Genomic DNA, 19,372 nt, shown 5'->3' on the forward strand with positions numbered 1-19,372 from the left:
TCCCTCTCTCGCCCACCAAAAGCGAATGCTCTCGCGTTTGGTGAGCAAATTGTTTTCAATGCAAAGAAGCCAGTCTTGCCGCAAACCCCACAAACAACAGCCCAATCAAACCATTCCCCAGCTTCGCCAGTTTCTTTTTGGTTTTCAGGTAGCGGGTGACAAACGCGCCGGAGAAGATAAGGAAGCTCATGTACATGAAGCTAATCAACTCAAGGGTGGTCGCGAGGATCAGGAATGAGGTGCCGGTATTTTTGGCGCTGACGTCGATGAACTGCACGAAGAATGAGACGTAGAACAGAATAGCTTTGGGATTAGTCAGGCTCAGCACCAGCGATCGCTTCATGATCATGCTGGCAGGTTCAGTACCCCCCGCTTGCGCGCCCGCTTTATGCGTCATCACTGACCAGAGCATTTTTCCGCCCAGCCACAGCAGGTACAACGCGCCGAGGTAACGCACGATGTTGAACAGCACCGGCGTAGTCTGGATCAGCGCAGCGACACCGGCCCACGCGAGGAACATCAATACCGCATCACCGATAAACACGCCCGAGGCGGCGAGATAGCCCTTTTTCACCCCGTGGCCGATACCAGTTTTTAAGACGAATAACGTATTAGGGCCGGGGACCAGCACAATAAAGAAAGCGCCTACAACATAGGTCCAGAAATTAAGTACACCAAACTCCGCAAACACCACCCGCTCCTTTTTAAAAAATAAGAATGCCGCAGTAAAGCGGCATTCTCAGGGTTTACATGTTGGCTATTGTACGCCGTTATATCCGTCAAGATAAGACGCGGCGAGTTCATTGCCGAACAATATCGCGTCTTTCATCTCCATATCGGATGACCATTTATCGTTCGCGTTACCGTTGAAGCTATGATCGGTTTTGACGCTTTTTTTCAGCTGGTCGCGGATACTCTGCGCATACTGACTGGCTTCACCGGCGGTGCGTCCCGCTTTACGATCGGTTTTGCCCTGCTCGTAGAGTTCGCGGAACTGCGGCACATTCAGGCGATAGTTTTGCTGCGTGTTGCTGGTAAAATTGCCGCCGACAAAATTAGAGCTGTGCGACACAAAGTAATAAGCATGCCTTTCAGGGGCTGTCTTGCTACTGGCACATCCGCTGAGAAACGCGATGCCCACCAGGGCCGCAATAACTTTTCCGTTCATCCCTTTTATTTCCTTTTGCCGTTTTCACTGCATCATCCACGCAGAGGCATATTCCACCAGCGCCGCAAATGACGACAGCCCTAAACTTTCCCTGAGCGCATCCAGCGCAAAAAGCACAACCAATACCCACAGGAATGGATTCATAGTATTTATTCAACATATTGTTTGTGCGGATTATATCTGAAGAACCGGGGGCGAAGGATACTGCGAAATCTGATAGTTATGAGGAAAACATCAGGCACCGGTATCGGTGCCTGCAGGGTGCTCAGAGATCGCGAACGGCAAAGACCAGCGCGTTACGGTGGTGACTGAGTCCACATTTTCTGATGGCGTGGATACGCATATTGCGGCGGGATTGCGCCTCAAGCCAGCGGGCTTTACGACGACTCATCTGTCGCAACATACGCCAGCGCCCTACTTCTGTTCTGCTGCGCTTCATGTCTACAACTCTTTCCTTAACAGAGGCGCCATTATAAACCCCTGACTGCGGTAAACCAGCGCTTTTAGCTGTCCTTTTTATTTGCCAGATCAATTCTGATGCGTACACTCATAACAATACGCTTTCAAAAGGATTTTTATACTATGACAACCTTCTACACCGTGGTGAGTTGGCTGGTCATTCTGGGATACTGGCTGCTGATCGCAGGTGTGACGCTTCGCATCCTGATGAAGCGCCGGGCCGTCCCCTCTGCCATGGCCTGGCTTTTGATCATCTACATCCTGCCGCTGGTGGGGATTATCGCCTATCTCTCGTTTGGCGAATTGCATCTGGGGAAACGCCGCGCCGAACGTGCGCGCGCCATGTGGCCGTCGACGGCGAAATGGCTGAACGACCTGAAATCCTGCAAACATATTTTTGCCCAGGAGAACAGCAGCGTCGCGACATCGCTGTTCAAACTTTGCGAGCGTCGTCAGGGGATTGGCGGCGTCAAAGGCAATCAGTTGCAGCTCCTGACCACCTCCGATGACGTCATGCAGGCGCTGATCCGCGACATCCAGCTCGCCCGTCACAATATCGAGATGGTTTTCTATATCTGGCAGCCCGGCGGCATGGCCGATCAGGTGGCTGAATCCCTGATGGCGGCGTCGCGCCGGGGCATTCACTGCCGACTGATGCTCGACTCTGCCGGGAGCGTGGCCTTCTTCCGCAGCCCCTGGGCGACCATGATGCGTAATGCGGGCATTGAAGTTGTCGAAGCCCTGAAGGTCAATCTGCTGCGTGTGTTTCTGCGCCGTATGGATTTACGCCAGCACCGCAAGATGATCATGATCGACAACTACATCGCCTATACCGGCAGCATGAACATGGTCGATCCGCGCTTCTTCAAACAGGATTCCGGCGTCGGTCAGTGGGTCGATTTAATGGCACGCATGGAAGGCCCGGTCGCCACGGCGATGGGCATTGTCTACTCCTGCGACTGGGAAATCGAAACCGGGAAACGCATTCTGCCGCCACCGCCGGACGCCAATATCATGCCGTTTGAACAGGAGAGCGGTCATACCATTCACACCATCGCCTCCGGTCCGGGCTTCCCGGAGGATCTGATTCACCAGGCGCTGCTGACGGCGGCCTATTCCGCGCGTGAATATTTGATCATGACCACGCCCTACTTCGTCCCGAGCGACGATCTGCTGCACGCGATATGCACCGCCGCCCAGCGCGGCGTGGACGTCAGCATTATCATGCCGCGTAAAAACGATTCGGTGCTGGTGGGCTGGGCGAGCCGCGCCTTCTTCAGTGAACTGCTGGCAGCGGGCGTCAAAATTTATCAGTTTGAGGGCGGTCTGCTGCATACCAAGAGCGTGCTGGTCGACGGCGAACTGAGCCTGGTCGGCACCGTGAATCTGGATATGCGCAGCCTGTGGCTGAACTTTGAAATTACGCTGGTGATTGATGACGCCGGTTTTGGTGGCGATCTGGCGGCGGTGCAGGACGATTATATCTCCCGCTCGCGCCTGCTGGATGCGCACTTGTGGATGAAACGTCCGCTGTGGCAAAGGATCACCGAACGACTGTTTTACTTCTTTAGTCCGTTGCTGTAAAACGTGCCCAACGATGTTTTAACAGGTAATCATCATGGAAATGGATCTGAACAATCGCCTGACTGAAGACGAAACCCTTGAGCAGGCCTACGATATTTTTCTCGAACTGGCGATGGACAATCTCGATCCCGCAGACGTGATCCTCTTCAATCTGCAGTTTGAAGAGCGTGGCGGCGCCGAGCTGTTTGACCCGTCCGAAGACTGGGCCGAGCATGTCGATTTCGACCTCAACCCGGACTTCTTCGCTGAAGTGGTGATTGGTCTGGCCGATACCGACGGCGGCGAGATTAACGATATTTTCGCCCGCGTGCTGCTGTGCCGGGAAAAAGACCACAAGCTGTGCCACATTCTCTGGCGCGAATAACAAAAAAGGCTGCAATCGCAGAATGCTGGTCAGTTAAGCATCTGAGGTTGTTCCGTTCACCTTATGTTCAGCAGAATATAAAACCTGTATCACCTGTGAACGTGACAAGGGGGCTACGCGGCCCCCTTGTCAATCCCCGCGCCCCGCCATGAAATCGGTGCTTCGCACTGCGCTCACCTCCCGGCCATCTGCCTGCGGTCGGCTCGACTCGACTTCCTGTCTCGTTTCGCCTCTGGCCGCCATCCCTGGCGTCCAGCCCTTGTCATCTGGCCTCCGGTTCGCCGATTTCTGCGGGGACCCAACACCGGTGCCACTTTCAGGCTGACGTGAAGGTGGAGGGATCGTGAGTCCGGCTGAAAATCGCTGAGGCGTTGACTGGAGGTAGGGGCGACGCACAGGGATGTGCGTCGAGGGCGCGACTTACAGGGATGTTACCTGCGCCCGTCCCCGTCAGCCGGAAGGAATAAGACGAAGGCACCGCGAAGCGGCGATTTTCTTTGCCGGGAGCCGGGGTTGCCAGGGTGGTGGCGATTGAGCCACCCTGGCACGTTCACAGCAGAGAGATGGACCGGAAGCAGAGGAACGAAAGTGAACGGAACAATTCCACTGATGCCATAAAGGTCCTGGGGCGAGCAAAATAATGAATTTAAATTCATTATTTTGCTTAACTGACTGGCATTAGGCAATCGCAGCCTTTTTTATTTAGTCCGGAAGTTCACTCCCGCAACGATTACAAAACCGCGCGCTGTGCTCATGGCTCGCCTGCTGGCATCTCGGGCATTTCCGCTGCTGCTGACGATTCTGAAACGCCGCGCTCATATGGGTGGTGATTAATCCGGTCGGGATCGCAATCACCGAGTAGCCAATCAAGATCAGCACCGACGCCACAATCCTGCCGAGCGGCGTGTGCGGCGTAATATCCCCATAGCCCACGGTCGTCACCGTCACAATCGCCCAGTAGACCGACGCATTCAGCGTGGTGAAGCCGTAGGTCGGCCCTTCGATTAAGTACATCAGCGAACCAAAGACCACCATTACGATGGCGATAAAGGAATAAAACAAAATCAGCTGATGGCGGGCGCTGTAAATGGCTTTCCAGAAGACGCGCAACGACGGCATAAAACGCAGGAGTTTCAGGACGCGAAGCACACGGATGGCACGCATCGCTCGCCACGCAAACACGTAATTGATACTGATCTCCGGCCACAGCCACATCACGTACAGCGGCAGAATGGTCGCTAAATCAATCAGCCCCCAGAAGCTAAAAACATATTTCGCCGGATTCGCCCAGCTGAACAGGCGCAGGAAATATTCCAGGGTAAAGACGACGGTGACAAAGAGTTCCAGCCAGACGAACAGGTGCCATTCGTCAAACGTCAGGTGATATTGCGTCCCCAGACCGGATTCCACAAAGATGATAAGTACGCTGAGAAGCGCAAACAGGCCGCACAATCCTTCGAAGCGACGCCCGGAGCGGGTGTTGGGATCGAATAGCAGGCGATAAGTCTTACGGCGTACGGAAGAAACAGAAATCGACACGTTGACCTCGCAAAAAGAAGAAGGGCTGACATCATGTCAGCCCTTGCGATTATAACGGGTCTACTTTCAGGCAGGAAACCGCATGGCGGAAACTTCCTTCCAGAACGGGCCGGGTTTGCGCACATTCTGGCCCCGCCATTGGGCAACGCGTGCGGAACACGCAGCCTGACGGCGGATTGATCGGCGACGGCAGTTCCCCTTCCAGAAGCTGGATAACTTTATTTTTTTCCAGATCCGGGTCAGGGACCGGCACCGCAGACATCAGGGCTTTCGTGTACGGGTGCAGCGGGTTGTGGTACACCTCATCGTAGGTGCCCAGCTCCACGGCATGACCGAGATACATCACCAGCACGCGGTCGGAGATGTGCTTTACTACCGCCAGGTCGTGGGCGATGAAGATCAGCGACAGCCCCATCTCACGCTGCAGTTTTTGCAGCAGGTTCACCACCTGCGCCTGGATCGATACGTCCAGCGCAGAGACCGGTTCGTCACAAATAATCAGCTTCGGTTCCAGAATCAGCGCGCGGGCGATCCCGATACGCTGGCACTGACCGCCGGAGAACTCGTGCGGATAACGGTTGATGAGGTTCGGCAGCAGGCCCACTTTCATCATCATCGCTTTGACGCGGTCACGCACTTCCTGACGCGGCATCTTCGGATGATAGGTGCGCAGCGGCTCGGCAATGATATCCCCGATGTTCATACGCGGGTTCAGGGACGCGAGCGGATCCTGGAAAATCATCTGGATGTCGCTGCGCACGGCGCGCCACTCGTCCTGTTTCATCCCCAGCAGATCTTTGCCCAGCCAGGCCACCTTCCCGTCCGTCGCTTTGACGAGGCCGATAATGGCGCGCGCGAAGGTCGACTTACCGCAGCCAGACTCGCCCACTACGCCAAGGGTTTCCCCTTCGTACAGACGCAGGGTAACGCCATCAACCGCTTTCAGGGTTTTCGACGGCTGCCAGAACCACTGTTTGCCGTCTTTAATGTCGAAATGCACTTTTAAGTCAGCGATCTCGAGCAGGACATTTCTTTTTTCGTCGATGGCGTTCATACCAGCTCCTCATGCGGCTTAAAGCAGGCGCGCAGGCGGCCTGGTGCAAACTCTTCCAGCGGCGGAGCGCTATTGCAGATCTCCATGGCGTACTGGCAGCGAGGCTGGAACGGGCAGCCTTTCGGCAGACGCAGCAGGTTCGGCGGGTTACCCGGAATGGTCAGCAGCGATTCACCTTCGGCATCCAGACGCGGAACCGCATTCAGCAGACCAATAGAGTACGGGTGCGCCGGATGGTAGAACACATCGCGCGCCCTGCCGTACTCCATGGTACGCCCGGCATACATCACCAGTACTTTATCGCAGATCCCGGCGACGACGCCGAGGTCGTGCGTAATCATGATGATGGCGGTGTTGAACTCACGCTTCAGTTCGTTCAACAGGGTCATGATCTGCGCCTGAACGGTCACGTCCAGCGCGGTGGTTGGCTCATCGGCGATCAGCAGTTTTGGCCGGCACAGCAGCGCCATGGCGATCATCACGCGCTGACGCATCCCGCCGGAGAACTCGTGCGGGAACATGCGCATGCGCTTACGCGCTTCGGGCATTTTGACTGCATCGAGCATTCTGACCGACTCTTCAAAGGCTTCGGCTTTGTTCATGCCCTTGTGCAGCATCAGGACTTCCATCAGCTGCTCGCCCACACGCATGTACGGGTTCAGGGAGGTCATCGGGTCCTGGAAAATCATCGAAATCTGCTCGGCGCGCAGCTTGTTCAGCTCGTGCTCAGGCAGGTTAAGGATGTTTTTCCCGTTGAAGGCTGCGGTACCGCCGATGCGCCCGTTTGGCGCCAGCAGGCCCATCAGGGCAAACGCGGTTTGCGATTTACCGGAACCGGATTCGCCCACGATACCGAGCGTTTCGCCCGCGCGCAGATCGAAGTTCAGATCGTTCACCGCCGTGACGTCACCGTCAGGCGTTTTAAAGGTGACGCGCAAGTCTTTGACATCCAGCAGCACGTTTTGCTGCTGTTGCGCCTGTGGCGCAGTTGCCGTTTCAATAATAGTCATCGCGGCACTCCTTAGCGGTCTTTCGGGTCGAGGGCATCACGCAGGCCATCGCCGATAAAGTTGAAACAGAACAGGGTTACCACCAGGAAACCAGCCGGGAACAGCAGCAGCCACGGAGAAACTTCCATGGAGTTTGCGCCGTCGCTTAACAATGCGCCCCAGCTGCTCAGCGGCTCCTGGGTACCCAGACCGAGGAAGCTCAGGAAGGATTCAAACAGGATCATGCTTGGCACCAGCAGTGAGGCATACACCACCACCACACCCAGCACGTTCGGGACGATGTGGCGCACCACAATCCCGCTGACGGAAACGCCGCCCACCTGTGCCGCTTCAATGAATTCTTTGCGCTTCAGGCTCAGGGTCTGGCCGCGCACGATACGCGCCATATCCAGCCAGGAGACCATCCCGATGGCCACGAAGATCAGCAGGATGTTTTGCCCAAAGAAGGTCACCAGCAGGATCACGAAGAACATGAACGGGAAGGAGTTCAGGATTTCCAGCAGACGCATCATCACGGAATCCACTTTGCCGCCGAGATAGCCGGAAAGGGAGCCATAAAGCGTGCCGACGATCACCGCCACCAGCGCGGCGGCGATACCGACCATCAGGGAGATACGACCACCGATAGCCACACGCACCAGCAGGTCGCGGCCCGAAGAGTCGGTGCCGAAGTAGTGGCCGGACACCATATCAGGCGCACTGGACATCATGCCCCAGTCCGTATCGAAATAGGTAAACTGAGACAGCATCGGTGCCAGGGTTACGAACAAGGCGATGAAGATCAACACCACCAGGCTGGCGACCGCCGCGCGGTTATGCATAAAGCGACGGCGGGCGTCTTGCCACAGGCTGCGCCCTTCGACTTCGAGTTTCTCACTGAAGTTTTCCAGCGCCTCGCTGTTTTTCTTACTCAACATCATGGCGTGCTCCGGCGCTAGTAGCGAATTTTCGGGTCGATAACGGCATACAGCACATCGACAACGGCGTTAAAGAGGATTGTCAGTGCACCGACCAGAATCGTCAGGCTGAGCACCAGCGAGTAGTCACGGTTCAGCGCGCCATTCACGAACAGCTGGCCGATACCCGGCAGGCCGTAAATGGTTTCGATGACCATGGAACCCGTGATGATCCCAACGAACGCCGGGCCCATATAGGAGAGCACTGGCAGCAGCGCAGGTTTTAACGCATGACGGAGCACGATGCGATGCATCGGCAGGCCTTTCGCCCGCGCGGTGCGGATGAAGTTGGAGTGAAGTACTTCAATCATCGAGCCACGGGTGATACGCGCGATGCTGGCGATATAAGCCAGAGAGAGCGCGACCATCGGCAGAATCATGAATTTCAGCGCCCCGCCGTTCCAGCCGCCTCCGGGCAGCCACTTCAGCGTGATGGCGAAAATCATCACCAGTAATGGCGCCACCACAAAGCTCGGGATAACCACCCCCGTCATGGCGATCCCCATCACCGTGTAGTCCCATCGGGTATTTTGTTTCAGCGCGGCGATGACGCCTGCGGTGACTCCGAGGACAACGGCAAGAATAAATGCCGCCGCGCCCAATTTCGCCGAAACAGGGAAGCTTGAGGCCACCAGGTCGTTGACGGAATAGTCTTTATATTTAAACGATGGACCAAAATCGCCCTGCGCCAGCTGCTTCAGATAATTGAAGTACTGCGTGGAGATAGGATCGTTTAAATGGTATTTGGCTTCGATGTTCGCCATGACTTCTGGCGGCAGTGCGCGCTCGCTGGTAAACGGACTACCCGGCGCGAGTCGCATCATGAAGAATGAAATGGTAATAAGAATAAAGAGCGTCGGTATCGCTTCAAGACAGCGACGTAGGATAAATTTCAACATTGCCCGTACCTTCTGGCGTGTGCCTTTTTACACTTGCTCGTTCAGTCAATCCCAAACGATGCCGTGTATATTGTGCGATGAATTAAGACACGGTGGGGCAAATTGCTTTGCCCCACGGTTTGCCATTAATGCTTAATGATGTACAGATCTTTGGTGTAGATGTTATCCATCGGGTCTTTGCCGGTATAACCGCCAACCCATGGTTTCACCAGACGCGCGTTCACGTAGTAGTAAACCGGTACAATCGCAGAGTCCTGACCCAGCTGCTGTTCCGCTTTGTCGTACAGGGCGGTGCGCTGCGCTTCGTCGGTCACTTTCAGCGTATCTTTCATGATCGCGTCAAAGGCCGGGCTCTTATAGTGCGCGGTGTTCATGGAGCTGTCAGACAGCATGGTGTTCAGGAAGGAAGTCGGTTCGTTGTAGTCCGCACACCAGCCCGCACGTGCCACGTCATAGTTGCCCTGATGACGGGTATCCAGGAAGGTTTTCCACTCCTGGTTCACCAGCTTCACGTCCACACCCAGGTTTTTCTTCCAGATGGAGGAGGCGGCGATAGCCAGTTTTTTGTGCAGATCGGAGGTGTTGTACAGCAGGTTAAACGTCAGTGGTTTATCCGCGGTGTAGCCAGCTTCAGCCAGCAGTTTTTTCGCTTCTTCGTTACGTTTTTCCTGAGTCCAGGAGAACCACTCTGGTTTAGTCAGTTTTGCACCGTCAGTGTATGGCGGGGTGTAGCCAAACGCCGGCAGATCGCCCTGCGCTTTCACTTTGTTGACGATGATGTCGCGATCCAGACCCAGTTTCAGCGCGGTACGGACGCGAGCTTCATTGAATGGCGCTTTCTGGTTGTTGATTTCGTAGTAGTAAGTACACAGATACGGGTCGACGTGAACTTCGGTCGGGATCTCTTTTTTCAGTTTCTGGAACAGTTCGATCGGCAGGTTGTTATAGGTCATGTCAATCTCACCGCTGCGGTAGCGGTTGACGTCGGTGACTTCAGACGAGATCGGCAGATAGGTAATCTGATCGACGACGGTTTTGGCGTTATCCCAGTAGTGGGTATTACGCTCCATCACGATACGTTCGTTAACCACCCAGTCTTTCAGCTTGTAGGCACCGTTAGTCACGATGTTCGCAGGCTGAGTCCACTTCTCACCGAATTTTTCGATGGCGGCTTTGTTTACCGGGGACATGGCCGGGTTAACCAGCAGTTTGTAGAAATACGGGACAGGTTCGCTCAGGGTCACTTCCAGGGTGTGGTCGTCAACGGCTTTCACGCCCAGCTCAGAAGGTTTCTTTTTGCCGTCGATGATTTCATCAACGTTCAGGATGTGACCGTACTGCGGATAGCTGGCGTACGGGGATGCGGTGTTTGGATCGACCAGACGCTGCCAGCTATATACGAAATCTTGTGCGGTGACAGGTTCACCGTTGGACCATTTTGCGTCTTTACGCAGGTGGAATGTCCAGACTTTAAAGTCTTTGTTATCCCAGGATTCAGCCACGCCAGGAATTGGGTGACCGTCTTTTGTGGAGGTAATCAGCAGGCCTTCGAACAGGTCGCGGCTGATGTTGGCTTCCGGAACGCCTTCGATTTTGTTCGGATCCAGAGATTGCGGCTCAGCGCCGTTGTTGCGGATCATGGTTTGCTTTTCTGACAGTGTGACACCTGCAGGTACATCAGCAGCCATTGCCATATTACCTGCGATCAGCGCAGTGAAAATTCCTGCGGCGATCAGACTTTTTTTTGTGATGATGGACATTGTGTTGATACTCCACTCATTATAATTACTGGTTTTAATGCCAGCCTGTTTATTTCCCCTAAGGGGTCCTGAACAACGCAGGAGTTGAGCTGCTGTCAGGTCGTTTACTTCTTGCTATCACCGACTGTACTTATTACTGGTGGCTCGTTTGGCCACCTTGCGTCGATTCTTAACACGCCTCCCCTGTTCTGAGACGTGTGGTGTTTTTTTAAGATGAGCGTTATTTTTTGAAAATCATTCTCATCTGGAAGAGTTCGTTGGCAAAATATAAGGCCGGAAAGTACCAAATGGCTTAATTTCGCGCCAATACATTTTGCAAATTTGTTAAGCAATTCTCTTTTACGGGGAGTCCCGTTTTTCTGGGGGGCGTCCTGCCACACATCAAAGGTAGAGAAACTACCTGGTATTCAATGTGATAGAGAGTTTTCTCTCGTCAGTTGATGAGCTATGCCTGCACCGACTGAGTTTTACACAAAAATTTAACAATTGATTATTATTTAGCACATTCGTCTAAGGGAATGTTGAAATTACTAATATCATTTCAGTTATCCCACAGCAAGCCCCAGAGTATCGTGTGAGTAAAATAACAGAGTGTTTGCGCGGTTTATGTGCAGGTCAAAAGACAGTGAAAAACTAAGTTACTGAAATGTAAGAAAACTGTTTTATTAGCAGAATTTATTATGTCTTGTGAAGTTTTCAACTTTATTTATATGATTTGCTGATATTCACGCAAAAAAAACGGAGCCACTGGCTCCGCTCTTTCAAATGAAATGATTAATTTAGTAACCCTGGGAAAATACTTTTCAGCCCGGTCACAATAAATTCGATGCCGAGCGCCATCAGCAGCAGACCCATAATACGGGTGATGACGTTAATCCCGGTCTGACCCAGCAAACGTACCAGCCACGGCGCAATGCGGAACACGCCCCAACAGCAGAGGGCAAACAACGCGATCGCCACCGAGAAACCGACCAGATGGACCCAGTTGTGGTAGCGTGTGCCCCAGACGATGGTCGAACTGATGGCACCTGGCCCCGCCATCAACGGCAACGCCAGCGGAACCACGCCGATGCTCTCACGCACCGCGGTTTCCGATTTCTCCTGCTTGTTCTGTTTATCCTCTCCGAGTTTTCCGCTGATCATCGACATGGCAATGGTCACCACCAGGATACCGCCCGCAATACGGAAGGAGTCGATGGAGATGCCAAAGATCTGCAGAATCGAATCACCGAGGAAGAGAGAGGTCAGCAGAATGATGGCCACTGACATATTTGCCGTCAGGTTGGTCTTGTTTCTGGCAACCGCCGTCTGGTAACTGGTCATACTAATGAAGACCGGAATGATCCCGACCGGGTTAACCAGCGCGAACAAACCGATAAAAAACTTAAAATAAGTAGAAAAATCAAAGAGCAATGGGGTCACAGTTAGCTCCGCAAATCAGCATGGCCCAGACGACAGAATAAATGGATAAAAACCGCGCTGAAGATACGCTTTTTATCAGCATAGTTCACCAGAAATCTGCGCCAAAACGCTATGATTTTCATGTGTTAAGTATATGTATAATCAATGCGACTTTCGGTTCCATTACTTTTGTAATTATTTAACACTTGCCATAAACGTGCGAAATACCCGTGCTGAAAGGTATCAGCTTCGGTGTAAATTGATGTAGATCATGTTTTTCGTACTCAGAAGTGAGTAATCTTGGTGACACCAAGAGGGAGTGAAAGAATCAAAAAGGGATGATGCTAAAGTCAGGCTCTTTTAGTAAGTTAGTGCAAAGCGTTAACAGTAAACAACACTAAACCTTTGTTTTACTGTGTGTTAAGCAAGTACTGGCACCTCGTCTATAATGTTGTCGTATCGAGCGCTGGTTTACTAAAAGAGTTTAAACATTATCAGGAGAGCATTATGGCTGTTACTAATATCGCTGAACTGAACGCACTCGTCGAGCGCGTGAAAAAAGCCCAGCGTGAATATGCCAATTTCACCCAAGAACAGGTTGATAAAATCTTCCGCGCCGCCGCTCTGGCTGCTGCAGATGCTCGAATCCCTCTCGCTAAAATGGCGGTTGCCGAATCCGGTATGGGTATCGTTGAAGATAAAGTGATCAAAAACCACTTTGCTTCTGAGTATATCTACAACGCCTATAAAGATGAGAAAACCTGTGGCGTGCTGGACGAAGACCACACCTTCGGTACCATCACCATCGCAGAACCTATCGGCATCATTTGCGGTATCGTTCCAACCACGAACCCAACTTCAACCGCTATCTTCAAATCTCTGATTAGCCTGAAGACCCGTAACGCAATCATCTTCTCCCCACACCCACGCGCTAAAGATGCGACGAACAAAGCCGCTGATATCGTACTGCAGGCAGCCATCGCCGCGGGTGCACCTAAAGATCTGATCGGCTGGATTGACCAACCGTCTGTTGAACTGTCTAACGCACTGATGCACCACCCGGACATCAACATGATTCTGGCAACCGGTGGCCCAGGCATGGTTAAAGCTGCATACAGCTCTGGTAAACCAGCAATCGGCGTTGGCGCAGGTAACACTCCTGTTGTTATCGACGAAACCGCGGATATCAAGCGTGCTGTTGCTTCTGTTCTGATGTCTAAAACCTTCGATAACGGCGTAATCTGTGCTTCTGAGCAGTCTGTTGTTGTGGTTGACTCAGCATATGACGCGGTTCGCGAACGTTTCGCCAGCCACGGCGGCTACATGCTGCAGGGTAAAGAGCTGAAAGCCGTTCAGGACATCATCCTGAAAAATGGCGCGCTGAACGCAGCCATCGTTGGTCAGCCAGCATACAAAATTGCTGAGCTGGCAGGCTTCACTGTTCCGGCTACCACTAAGATCCTGATTGGTGAAGTGAAAGTCGTTGACGAAAGCGAGCCATTCGCACACGAAAAACTGTCCCCTACTCTGGCGATGTACCGTGCGAAAGACTTTGATGACGCCGTCAGCAAAGCAGAAAAACTGGTGGAAATGGGCGGTATCGGTCATACCTCTTGCCTGTACACCGACCAGGACAACCAGCCAGAACGCGTGAAATTCTTCGGCGACAAAATGAAGACCGCACGTATTCTGATCAACACCCCGGCTTCTCAGGGTGGTATCGGTGACCTGTACAACTTCAAACTCGCGCCTTCCCTGACTCTGGGTTGTGGTTCATGGGGTGGTAACTCCATCTCTGAAAACGTTGGTCCTAAGCACCTGATCAACAAGAAAACCGTTGCTAAGCGAGCTGAAAACATGTTGTGGCATAAACTTCCGAAATCTATCTACTTCCGCCGTGGCTCTCTGCCAATCGCGCTGGATGAAGTGATTACTGATGGCCACAAACGTGCGCTCATCGTGACCGACCGTTTCCTGTTCAACAACGGCTATGCAGACCAGATCACCTCTGTTCTGAAAGCCGCTGGCGTTGAAACTGAAGTGTTCTTCGAAGTTGAAGCTGACCCAACCCTGAGCGTTGTTCGTAAAGGTGCTGAGCTGGCGAACTCCTTCAAACCAGACGTGATCATCGCGCTGGGCGGCGGTTCCCCAATGGATGCCGCGAAAATCATGTGGGTAATGTACGAACATCCAGAAACTCACTTCGAAGAACTGGCGCTGCGCTTTATGGACATCCGTAAACGTATCTACAAGTTCCCGAAAATGGGCGTGAAAGCGAAAATGATCGCCGTCACCACCACTTCCGGTACCGGTTCTGAAGTGACTCCGTTTGCGGTTGTGACCGACGACGCGACTGGCCAGAAATACCCACTGGCTGACTACGCGCTGACTCCAGATATGGCTATCGTTGATGCCAACCTGGTGATGGATATGCCGAAATCACTCTGTGCGTTCGGTGGTCTGGATGCAGTGACTCACGCCCTGGAAGCTTACGTTTCCGTACTGGCTTCTGAGTTCTCTGACGGTCAGGCTCTGCAGGCTCTGAAACTGCTGAAAGAAAACCTGCCAGCGTCTTACAACGAAGGCTCTAAAAACCCGGTTGCTCGTGAGCGTGTGCACAATGCTGCCACCATCGCAGGTATCGCGTTTGCTAACGCCTTCCTCGGTGTGTGTCACTCCATGGCGCACAAGTTGGGCTCTCAGTTCCACATTCCTCACGGTCTGGCGAACGCCCTGCTGATCTCCAACGTTATCCGCTACAACGCGAATGACAACCCAACCAAGCAGACTGCATTCAGCCAGTACGACCGCCCAATGGCTCGTCGTCGCTACGCTGAAATCGCAGACCACCTGGGTCTGAGCGCTGCCGGTGACCGTACCGCTGTGAAGATCGAGAAACTGCTGGCATGGCTGGACAGCATCAAAGCTGAACTGGGCATTCCTAAGTCAATCCGTGAAGCGGGCGTTCAGGAAGCTGACTTCCTGGCACACGTTGACAAGCTGTCTGAAGATGCCTTCGATGACCAGTGTACTGGTGCGAACCCGCGCTACCCACTGATCTCCGAGCTGAAACAGATTCTGCTGGATACTTACTACGGCCGTGAGTTCCACGAAGACAACTCTGTTGCAGTGAAAGCTGAAGCACCGGTTGTTAAAGCTGACAAGAAAGTGAAGAAAAACGCTTAATTGCTAGCCAAATAAAAAACCCGCTCTTGTAGCGGGTTTTTTTATGTCTGATGATCTGAGGATAATTAGCGCCGGGACTGTTCCTGTAACGCCGTCAACGAGCCGACCACCAGCGCTTCTTTATAATGTTTACGGCACACGGAGATATAACGCTCGTTGCCGCCAATCACCACCTGCTCGCCCTCAGCGTAGGGTTTCCCCTCCTGATCAAGACGCAGCACCATGCTCGCTTTACGTCCGCAGAAACAGATGGTTTTCAGCTCCACCAGCTTATCGGACCATGCCAGTAAATACTGACTGCCAATAAACAGCTCGCCGCGGAAATCAGTACGCAGGCCATAGCACAGCACGGGAATATCCAGCTGATCGACCACTTCTGACAACGCATGCACCTGCTCACGCGTGAGGAACTGGCTTTCGTCCACCAGAACGCAGTGTACCGGCTTTTGAGCGTGTTCAGCGCGGATCTCTTCATACAGGTCTGTCTGGGTATTAAACAGCGTCGCAGGCGACGACAGGCCGATACGTGAGCTGACCTTTCCGGCACCAAAGCGATCGTCGATCTCGGCGGTGTAGACCATGGAGCGCATGCCCCTTTCCTGGTAATTATAAGCAGACTGCAGTAGCGCGGTGGACTTCCCTGCATTCATTGCGGAATAGTAGAAATAAAGTTGTGCCATTGGTCGTTAAACCCTAATCAATGTGTAATATTCCCGATGATTGATTGTACCATATTTTGCTCCGGACTCAGCGACACCACGCACAGAGTCGGTGCAAGAGGTAAAGTCAGATTTCAGACATGAAGCTAAAATAACGCGTTAAAACAGAGAGTAAACGCACCACCCTGCTATAAATCCTGGTGACTTTAGCTTAAGCAAATCCTGATTTTTTATAGTGGAATCAATACCGTTAAAATTCAGTATTTATTAACTATCCGTGCGCCCTGGCCTATGGCGACGAGTAATACAAAAGGTTGATATTTATCCGAGGTAACTATAAGCGGTTAGAGATTTGTCACAAAAGTAAACACGCGGGCACTCAGTTTATGTGATTAGCGAGGATATCAAATCGTCCTGACAGGTAATCAAATTTAAGTTAGCGTCATTAATAATAGCGCTGGATATTAAGTATTTTTTGAATTCCTTACATTCTCACCTATTGCACATCTCAAATTATCACTCTATTATTAGGACAACAAACCACCCCCAATATAAGTTTGAGATTACTACAATGAGCGAAGCACTTAAAATTCTGAACAACATCCGTACTCTTCGTGCGCAAGCAAGAGAATGCACCCTCGAAACTCTGGAAGAAATGCTGGAAAAATTAGAAGTTGTTGTAAACGAACGTCGTGAAGAAGAAAGCGCCGCTGCTGCTGAAATCGAAGAACGCACGCGTAAACTGCAGCAATATCGTGAAATGCTGATTGCTGATGGTATCGATCCAAACGAATTACTGAACAGCATGGCTGCCGCTAAAACCGGTACTAAAGCAAAACGCGCTGCTCGCCCGGCTAAATATAGCTACGTAGACGAGAACGGCGAAACTAAAACCTGGACTGGCCAGGGCCGCACCCCAGCGGTAATCAAGAAAGCCATGGACGAGCAAGGCAAACAGCTGGATGATTTCCTGATCAAGGATTAATCCCCTCGCCTTCAGAAAAATCCCGTTTATACGGGATTTTTTTATACCTGTAATTTGCCCCGAGACATCTTCTTACACCCCGTCATATAGCCACATGCACGAATGTATACTTCTTTACATCCCTTACTTTGCCGTTCATCAGGCATAAAAAAACCGGTGGAGCATAACTCTCACCGGTTCATCGCACAGAATGGGTAGATTAGTTTTTAATACCCATGGTCTCTTTCAGCCAGGCTTTAAATTCTTCGCCCAGTGAGTTATGGCGAATACCATATTCAACGAAAGCCTGCATATAACCGAGCTTATTACCGCAGTCATGGCTCTTGCCTTTCATGTGGTAGGCTTCAACGGTCTCTTTCTCGATCAGCATATCAATGCCATCGGTCAGCTGGATTTCGTCACCCGCGCCTGGAGGGGTTTTCGCCAGCAGCGGCCAAATCTCTGCGCTCAGCACATAACGACCCACTACCGCGAGGTTAGACGGGGCGACGTCGGCTTTAGGCTTCTCAACCACGCCAACCATCGGCACGCTTTCGCCTGGTTTCAGCTCCACGCCTTTGCAGTCGACCACGCCGTACGCGGTGACGTCTTCAACAGGCTCAACCATGATCTGGCTGCTGCCGGTTTCGTCGAAGCGACGAATCATGTCAGCGAGGTTGTCCTGAGAGAGGTCTGATTCGAACTCATCCAGAATCACGTCCGGCAGGATAACCGCCACAGGCTCGTCGCCCACAACCGGGTGAGCACACAGCACTGCATGTCCGAGGCCCTTAGCCAGCCCCTGACGCACCTGCATGATGGTGACATGCGGTGGGCAGATAGACTGAACCTCTTCCAGCAGCTGGCGTTTAACGCGTTTTTCCAGCATGGCTTCAAGTTCAAAACTGGTATCGAAATGGTTTTCGATCGAGTTTTTGGACGAATGAGTCACCAGCACAATTTCAGTAATGCCCGCGGCAATACATTCATTGACGACATACTGGATTAATGGCTTATCAACCAAAGGCAGCATTTCTTTCGGAATTGCCTTTGTAGCCGGTAGCATCCTGGTTCCTAATCCCGCTACCGGGATAACGGCCTTTGTGACTTTCGAATTTAGGGCAGCCATTGAAATCTCCTGAACTGTTCAAGTTTTGAACTTTTTTGCAATGAATAACGCGTCGAGTATATCAGCCTCACTCTGCAAACCGGGTCTGAAAAGGGCGCGTTACCGATCAATTAGGATAAATACGTATCAAACTGGCAGTGATAGTAGCACTGCCGGTAAAACGAAGGTAAAGCTATCTGACGAATAAAACTCAATTGCCTATTCCGTGGACAACATTAAGCGCAAACGCCCACCGGCTCCCCAAATTTGACACTGCCATGACGTGCAGCGGTGGCTTATTTGGTTAAGATAAGTCGTACCTAACGTCCCCAGTGGAACGCCGTTACTGACCTGAATATGATGCTCCCCGGTATTCAGCGTGGCGTTTAGACCCGCAGAGACCAGGATGAGGTTTTTTAATTCACTATGGTAATAACCCACTAACAGCGGAAACTGTCCCGGTAAATTGGCCTGGCGGAAAAGCTGGTTAACTTGTTTAAGCAGTGCCCCCAATTCAGGAAGCCGCTGCCCCTGATGAGAAAGCTGTTCCTGTAACAAACCGTTAAATAATGCCCGCAATAATAATGCTGCTAATACGCCGTTATCACCTGCTCGCGTCACATCCAGACAATAAAACGCTAAATCAACATCTGATAATGGCGCAATATCGAGCACCAGGCCGGGCTGGTCTGCGGCAACCAGTTGACGGTAGTTAATTCTGCAATGGGATATATTTTGCTGAACCGGCGGCTGAAGCTCCTGTAAAAGCTTGGCGGCGGCGTGTGGATTACTGACCAGCGCATCCCAGTCCTGGAAAAGGCGCTCCTCTTCCTCGACGCGGGAATTAAACATATTCGGGTAAAGGCAGGCAAACACCGTTTCACGCAGGCGATTAAGATCTTTTACCGGCTTTAACAGGACGTCCTGAACGCCTAGACGCAGGGCTTTGGCGATATCGGCCATGTTCTCCGTCGCGGAGATCACCAGAATCGGCGTCTGGTCCCCCTCGTTACGCAAATGCTCGATGAGTTTTAGGCCGTTCATACGCGGCATTGCGATATCACAGATCATCAGATCGGGTGTGATGGCCGTCATCTGTTCCAGGGCATCTACACCGTCAACGGCGAGCAGGGTCGTTGCTCCCAGCGAACTTAACCACGAATCCAGTAGCGAACGGAAAACGGGCTCGTCTTCAACTATCAGAATCTGTTTTCCGGCCAATGGCTGTGTCATGGTCTCTCCTCTGGCAGACGATAAATCA

The 19,372-nt window shown here is 52.3% G+C and carries 18 protein-coding genes; 4 read left to right on the forward strand and 14 right to left on the reverse strand.

The window, feature by feature from the left end:
* Positions 1-55: 55 nt before the first annotated feature.
* From leuE to U9O48_RS12535, 4 genes are all read right to left on the reverse strand, one after another.
* Positions 56-691, reverse strand: a complete 636-nt coding sequence (gene leuE / locus U9O48_RS12520) for a leucine efflux protein LeuE (protein WP_285146343.1) — start codon at positions 689-691, stop codon at positions 56-58.
* Positions 692-757: 66 nt separating this feature from the next.
* Entirely contained in the window at positions 758-1,168 is a 411-nt protein-coding gene (locus U9O48_RS12525; protein ID WP_324722591.1) for an Exc2 family lipoprotein, read from the reverse strand.
* A 24-nt stretch (positions 1,169-1,192) separates the two neighbouring features.
* Complete coding sequence (locus U9O48_RS12530; RefSeq protein WP_282495354.1) at positions 1,193-1,312, reverse strand: KPN_01571 family protein; 120 nt, start codon at positions 1,310-1,312, stop codon at positions 1,193-1,195.
* 121 nt (positions 1,313-1,433) lie between these two features.
* Positions 1,434-1,607, reverse strand: a complete 174-nt coding sequence (locus tag U9O48_RS12535; protein ID WP_087892605.1) for a YciY family protein — start codon at positions 1,605-1,607, stop codon at positions 1,434-1,436.
* Between the two features lie 143 nt (positions 1,608-1,750).
* On the opposite strand from U9O48_RS12535, the gene cls reads away from it, so the two are divergent.
* Positions 1,751-3,211 carry a cardiolipin synthase gene (gene cls, locus U9O48_RS12540; RefSeq protein WP_282495355.1) on the forward strand — a complete coding sequence of 487 codons (1,461 nt, stop codon included), beginning with the start codon at positions 1,751-1,753 and terminating at the stop codon, positions 3,209-3,211.
* Between the two features lie 34 nt (positions 3,212-3,245).
* Entirely contained in the window at positions 3,246-3,575 is a 330-nt protein-coding gene (locus tag U9O48_RS12545; RefSeq protein WP_100779945.1) for an HI1450 family dsDNA-mimic protein, read from the forward strand.
* A 702-nt stretch (positions 3,576-4,277) separates the two neighbouring features.
* Here the strand turns inward: U9O48_RS12545 and U9O48_RS12550 are convergent.
* The 7 genes from U9O48_RS12550 to U9O48_RS12580 form a co-directional block, all read right to left on the reverse strand.
* Complete coding sequence (locus tag U9O48_RS12550; RefSeq protein WP_282495356.1) at positions 4,278-5,114, reverse strand: ion transporter; 837 nt, start codon at positions 5,112-5,114, stop codon at positions 4,278-4,280.
* A 49-nt stretch (positions 5,115-5,163) separates the two neighbouring features.
* Positions 5,164-6,168 (reverse strand): murein tripeptide/oligopeptide ABC transporter ATP binding protein OppF, encoded by a 1,005-nt coding sequence (gene oppF / locus U9O48_RS12555; protein WP_282495357.1) that lies wholly within the window; start codon positions 6,166-6,168, stop codon positions 5,164-5,166.
* The gene (locus U9O48_RS12560; RefSeq protein ID WP_285146340.1) at positions 6,165-7,178 is read right to left on the reverse strand and encodes an ABC transporter ATP-binding protein; all 1,014 of its coding nucleotides are present in this window, start codon (positions 7,176-7,178) and stop codon (positions 6,165-6,167) included. Before U9O48_RS12560 ends, oppF begins: the two co-directional genes overlap by 4 nt.
* A gap of 11 nt (positions 7,179-7,189) precedes the next feature.
* The gene (oppC, locus tag U9O48_RS12565; protein ID WP_282495359.1) at positions 7,190-8,098 is read right to left on the reverse strand and encodes an oligopeptide ABC transporter permease OppC; all 909 of its coding nucleotides are present in this window, start codon (positions 8,096-8,098) and stop codon (positions 7,190-7,192) included.
* A gap of 14 nt (positions 8,099-8,112) precedes the next feature.
* Complete coding sequence (gene oppB, locus U9O48_RS12570) at positions 8,113-9,033, reverse strand: oligopeptide ABC transporter permease OppB (RefSeq protein WP_282495360.1); 921 nt, start codon at positions 9,031-9,033, stop codon at positions 8,113-8,115.
* 125 nt (positions 9,034-9,158) lie between these two features.
* A complete protein-coding gene (oppA, locus tag U9O48_RS12575) occupies positions 9,159-10,793 on the reverse strand; it encodes an oligopeptide ABC transporter substrate-binding protein OppA (protein ID WP_324722592.1) in 1,635 nt (544 codons plus the stop codon).
* A 774-nt stretch (positions 10,794-11,567) separates the two neighbouring features.
* Positions 11,568-12,215: a YchE family NAAT transporter gene (locus tag U9O48_RS12580; RefSeq protein ID WP_282495362.1), complete on the reverse strand. Its 648-nt coding sequence runs from the start codon at positions 12,213-12,215 to the stop codon at positions 11,568-11,570.
* Between the two features lie 486 nt (positions 12,216-12,701).
* On the opposite strand from U9O48_RS12580, the gene adhE reads away from it, so the two are divergent.
* A complete protein-coding gene (gene adhE, locus U9O48_RS12585; protein WP_324722593.1) occupies positions 12,702-15,380 on the forward strand; it encodes a bifunctional acetaldehyde-CoA/alcohol dehydrogenase in 2,679 nt (892 codons plus the stop codon).
* Between the two features lie 65 nt (positions 15,381-15,445).
* Here adhE and tdk read toward each other — a convergent pair whose 3' ends face one another.
* Positions 15,446-16,060, reverse strand: a complete 615-nt coding sequence (tdk, locus tag U9O48_RS12590) for a thymidine kinase (RefSeq protein ID WP_282495364.1) — start codon at positions 16,058-16,060, stop codon at positions 15,446-15,448.
* Between the two features lie 550 nt (positions 16,061-16,610).
* On the opposite strand from tdk, the gene hns reads away from it, so the two are divergent.
* On the forward strand, positions 16,611-17,024 hold the full coding sequence (gene hns, locus U9O48_RS12595; protein WP_008502781.1) for a histone-like nucleoid-structuring protein H-NS: 414 nt from the start codon (positions 16,611-16,613) through the stop codon (positions 17,022-17,024).
* Between the two features lie 199 nt (positions 17,025-17,223).
* Here the strand turns inward: hns and galU are convergent, their stop codons facing one another.
* Positions 17,224-18,132, reverse strand: coding sequence for a UTP--glucose-1-phosphate uridylyltransferase GalU (gene galU / locus U9O48_RS12600; protein WP_285146336.1), 909 nt, complete (start codon positions 18,130-18,132; stop codon positions 17,224-17,226).
* Positions 18,133-18,330: 198 nt separating this feature from the next.
* Entirely contained in the window at positions 18,331-19,344 is a 1,014-nt protein-coding gene (gene rssB, locus U9O48_RS12605) for a two-component system response regulator RssB (protein ID WP_282495366.1), read from the reverse strand.
* Between the last annotated feature and the right edge of the window lie 28 nt (positions 19,345-19,372).

Source organism: Lelliottia sp. JS-SCA-14 (assembly GCF_035593345.1).
Taxonomy (GTDB): Bacteria; Pseudomonadota; Gammaproteobacteria; order Enterobacterales; family Enterobacteriaceae; genus Enterobacter; species Enterobacter wanjuensis.

Coding starts and splice junctions, on each gene's coding strand:
- U9O48_RS12525 (WP_324722591.1), bottom strand. CDS start 1,168: ATGAACGGAAAAGTTATTGCGGCCCTGGTGGGCATCGCGTTTCTCAGC.
- U9O48_RS12530 (WP_282495354.1), bottom strand. CDS start 1,312: ATGAATCCATTCCTGTGGGTATTGGTTGTGCTTTTTGCGCTGGATGCG.
- U9O48_RS12535 (WP_087892605.1), bottom strand. CDS start 1,607: ATGAAGCGCAGCAGAACAGAAGTAGGGCGCTGGCGTATGTTGCGACAG.
- cls (WP_282495355.1), top strand. CDS start 1,751: ATGACAACCTTCTACACCGTGGTGAGTTGGCTGGTCATTCTGGGATAC.
- U9O48_RS12545 (WP_100779945.1), top strand. CDS start 3,246: ATGGAAATGGATCTGAACAATCGCCTGACTGAAGACGAAACCCTTGAG.
- oppF (WP_282495357.1), bottom strand. CDS start 6,168: ATGAACGCCATCGACGAAAAAAGAAATGTCCTGCTCGAGATCGCTGAC.
- U9O48_RS12560 (WP_285146340.1), bottom strand. CDS start 7,178: ATGACTATTATTGAAACGGCAACTGCGCCACAGGCGCAACAGCAGCAA.
- oppC (WP_282495359.1), bottom strand. CDS start 8,098: ATGATGTTGAGTAAGAAAAACAGCGAGGCGCTGGAAAACTTCAGTGAG.
- oppB (WP_282495360.1), bottom strand. CDS start 9,033: ATGTTGAAATTTATCCTACGTCGCTGTCTTGAAGCGATACCGACGCTC.
- oppA (WP_324722592.1), bottom strand. CDS start 10,793: ATGTCCATCATCACAAAAAAAAGTCTGATCGCCGCAGGAATTTTCACT.
- adhE (WP_324722593.1), top strand. CDS start 12,702: ATGGCTGTTACTAATATCGCTGAACTGAACGCACTCGTCGAGCGCGTG.
- tdk (WP_282495364.1), bottom strand. CDS start 16,060: ATGGCACAACTTTATTTCTACTATTCCGCAATGAATGCAGGGAAGTCC.
- hns (WP_008502781.1), top strand. CDS start 16,611: ATGAGCGAAGCACTTAAAATTCTGAACAACATCCGTACTCTTCGTGCG.
- galU (WP_285146336.1), bottom strand. CDS start 18,132: ATGGCTGCCCTAAATTCGAAAGTCACAAAGGCCGTTATCCCGGTAGCG.
- rssB (WP_282495366.1), bottom strand. CDS start 19,344: ATGACACAGCCATTGGCCGGAAAACAGATTCTGATAGTTGAAGACGAG.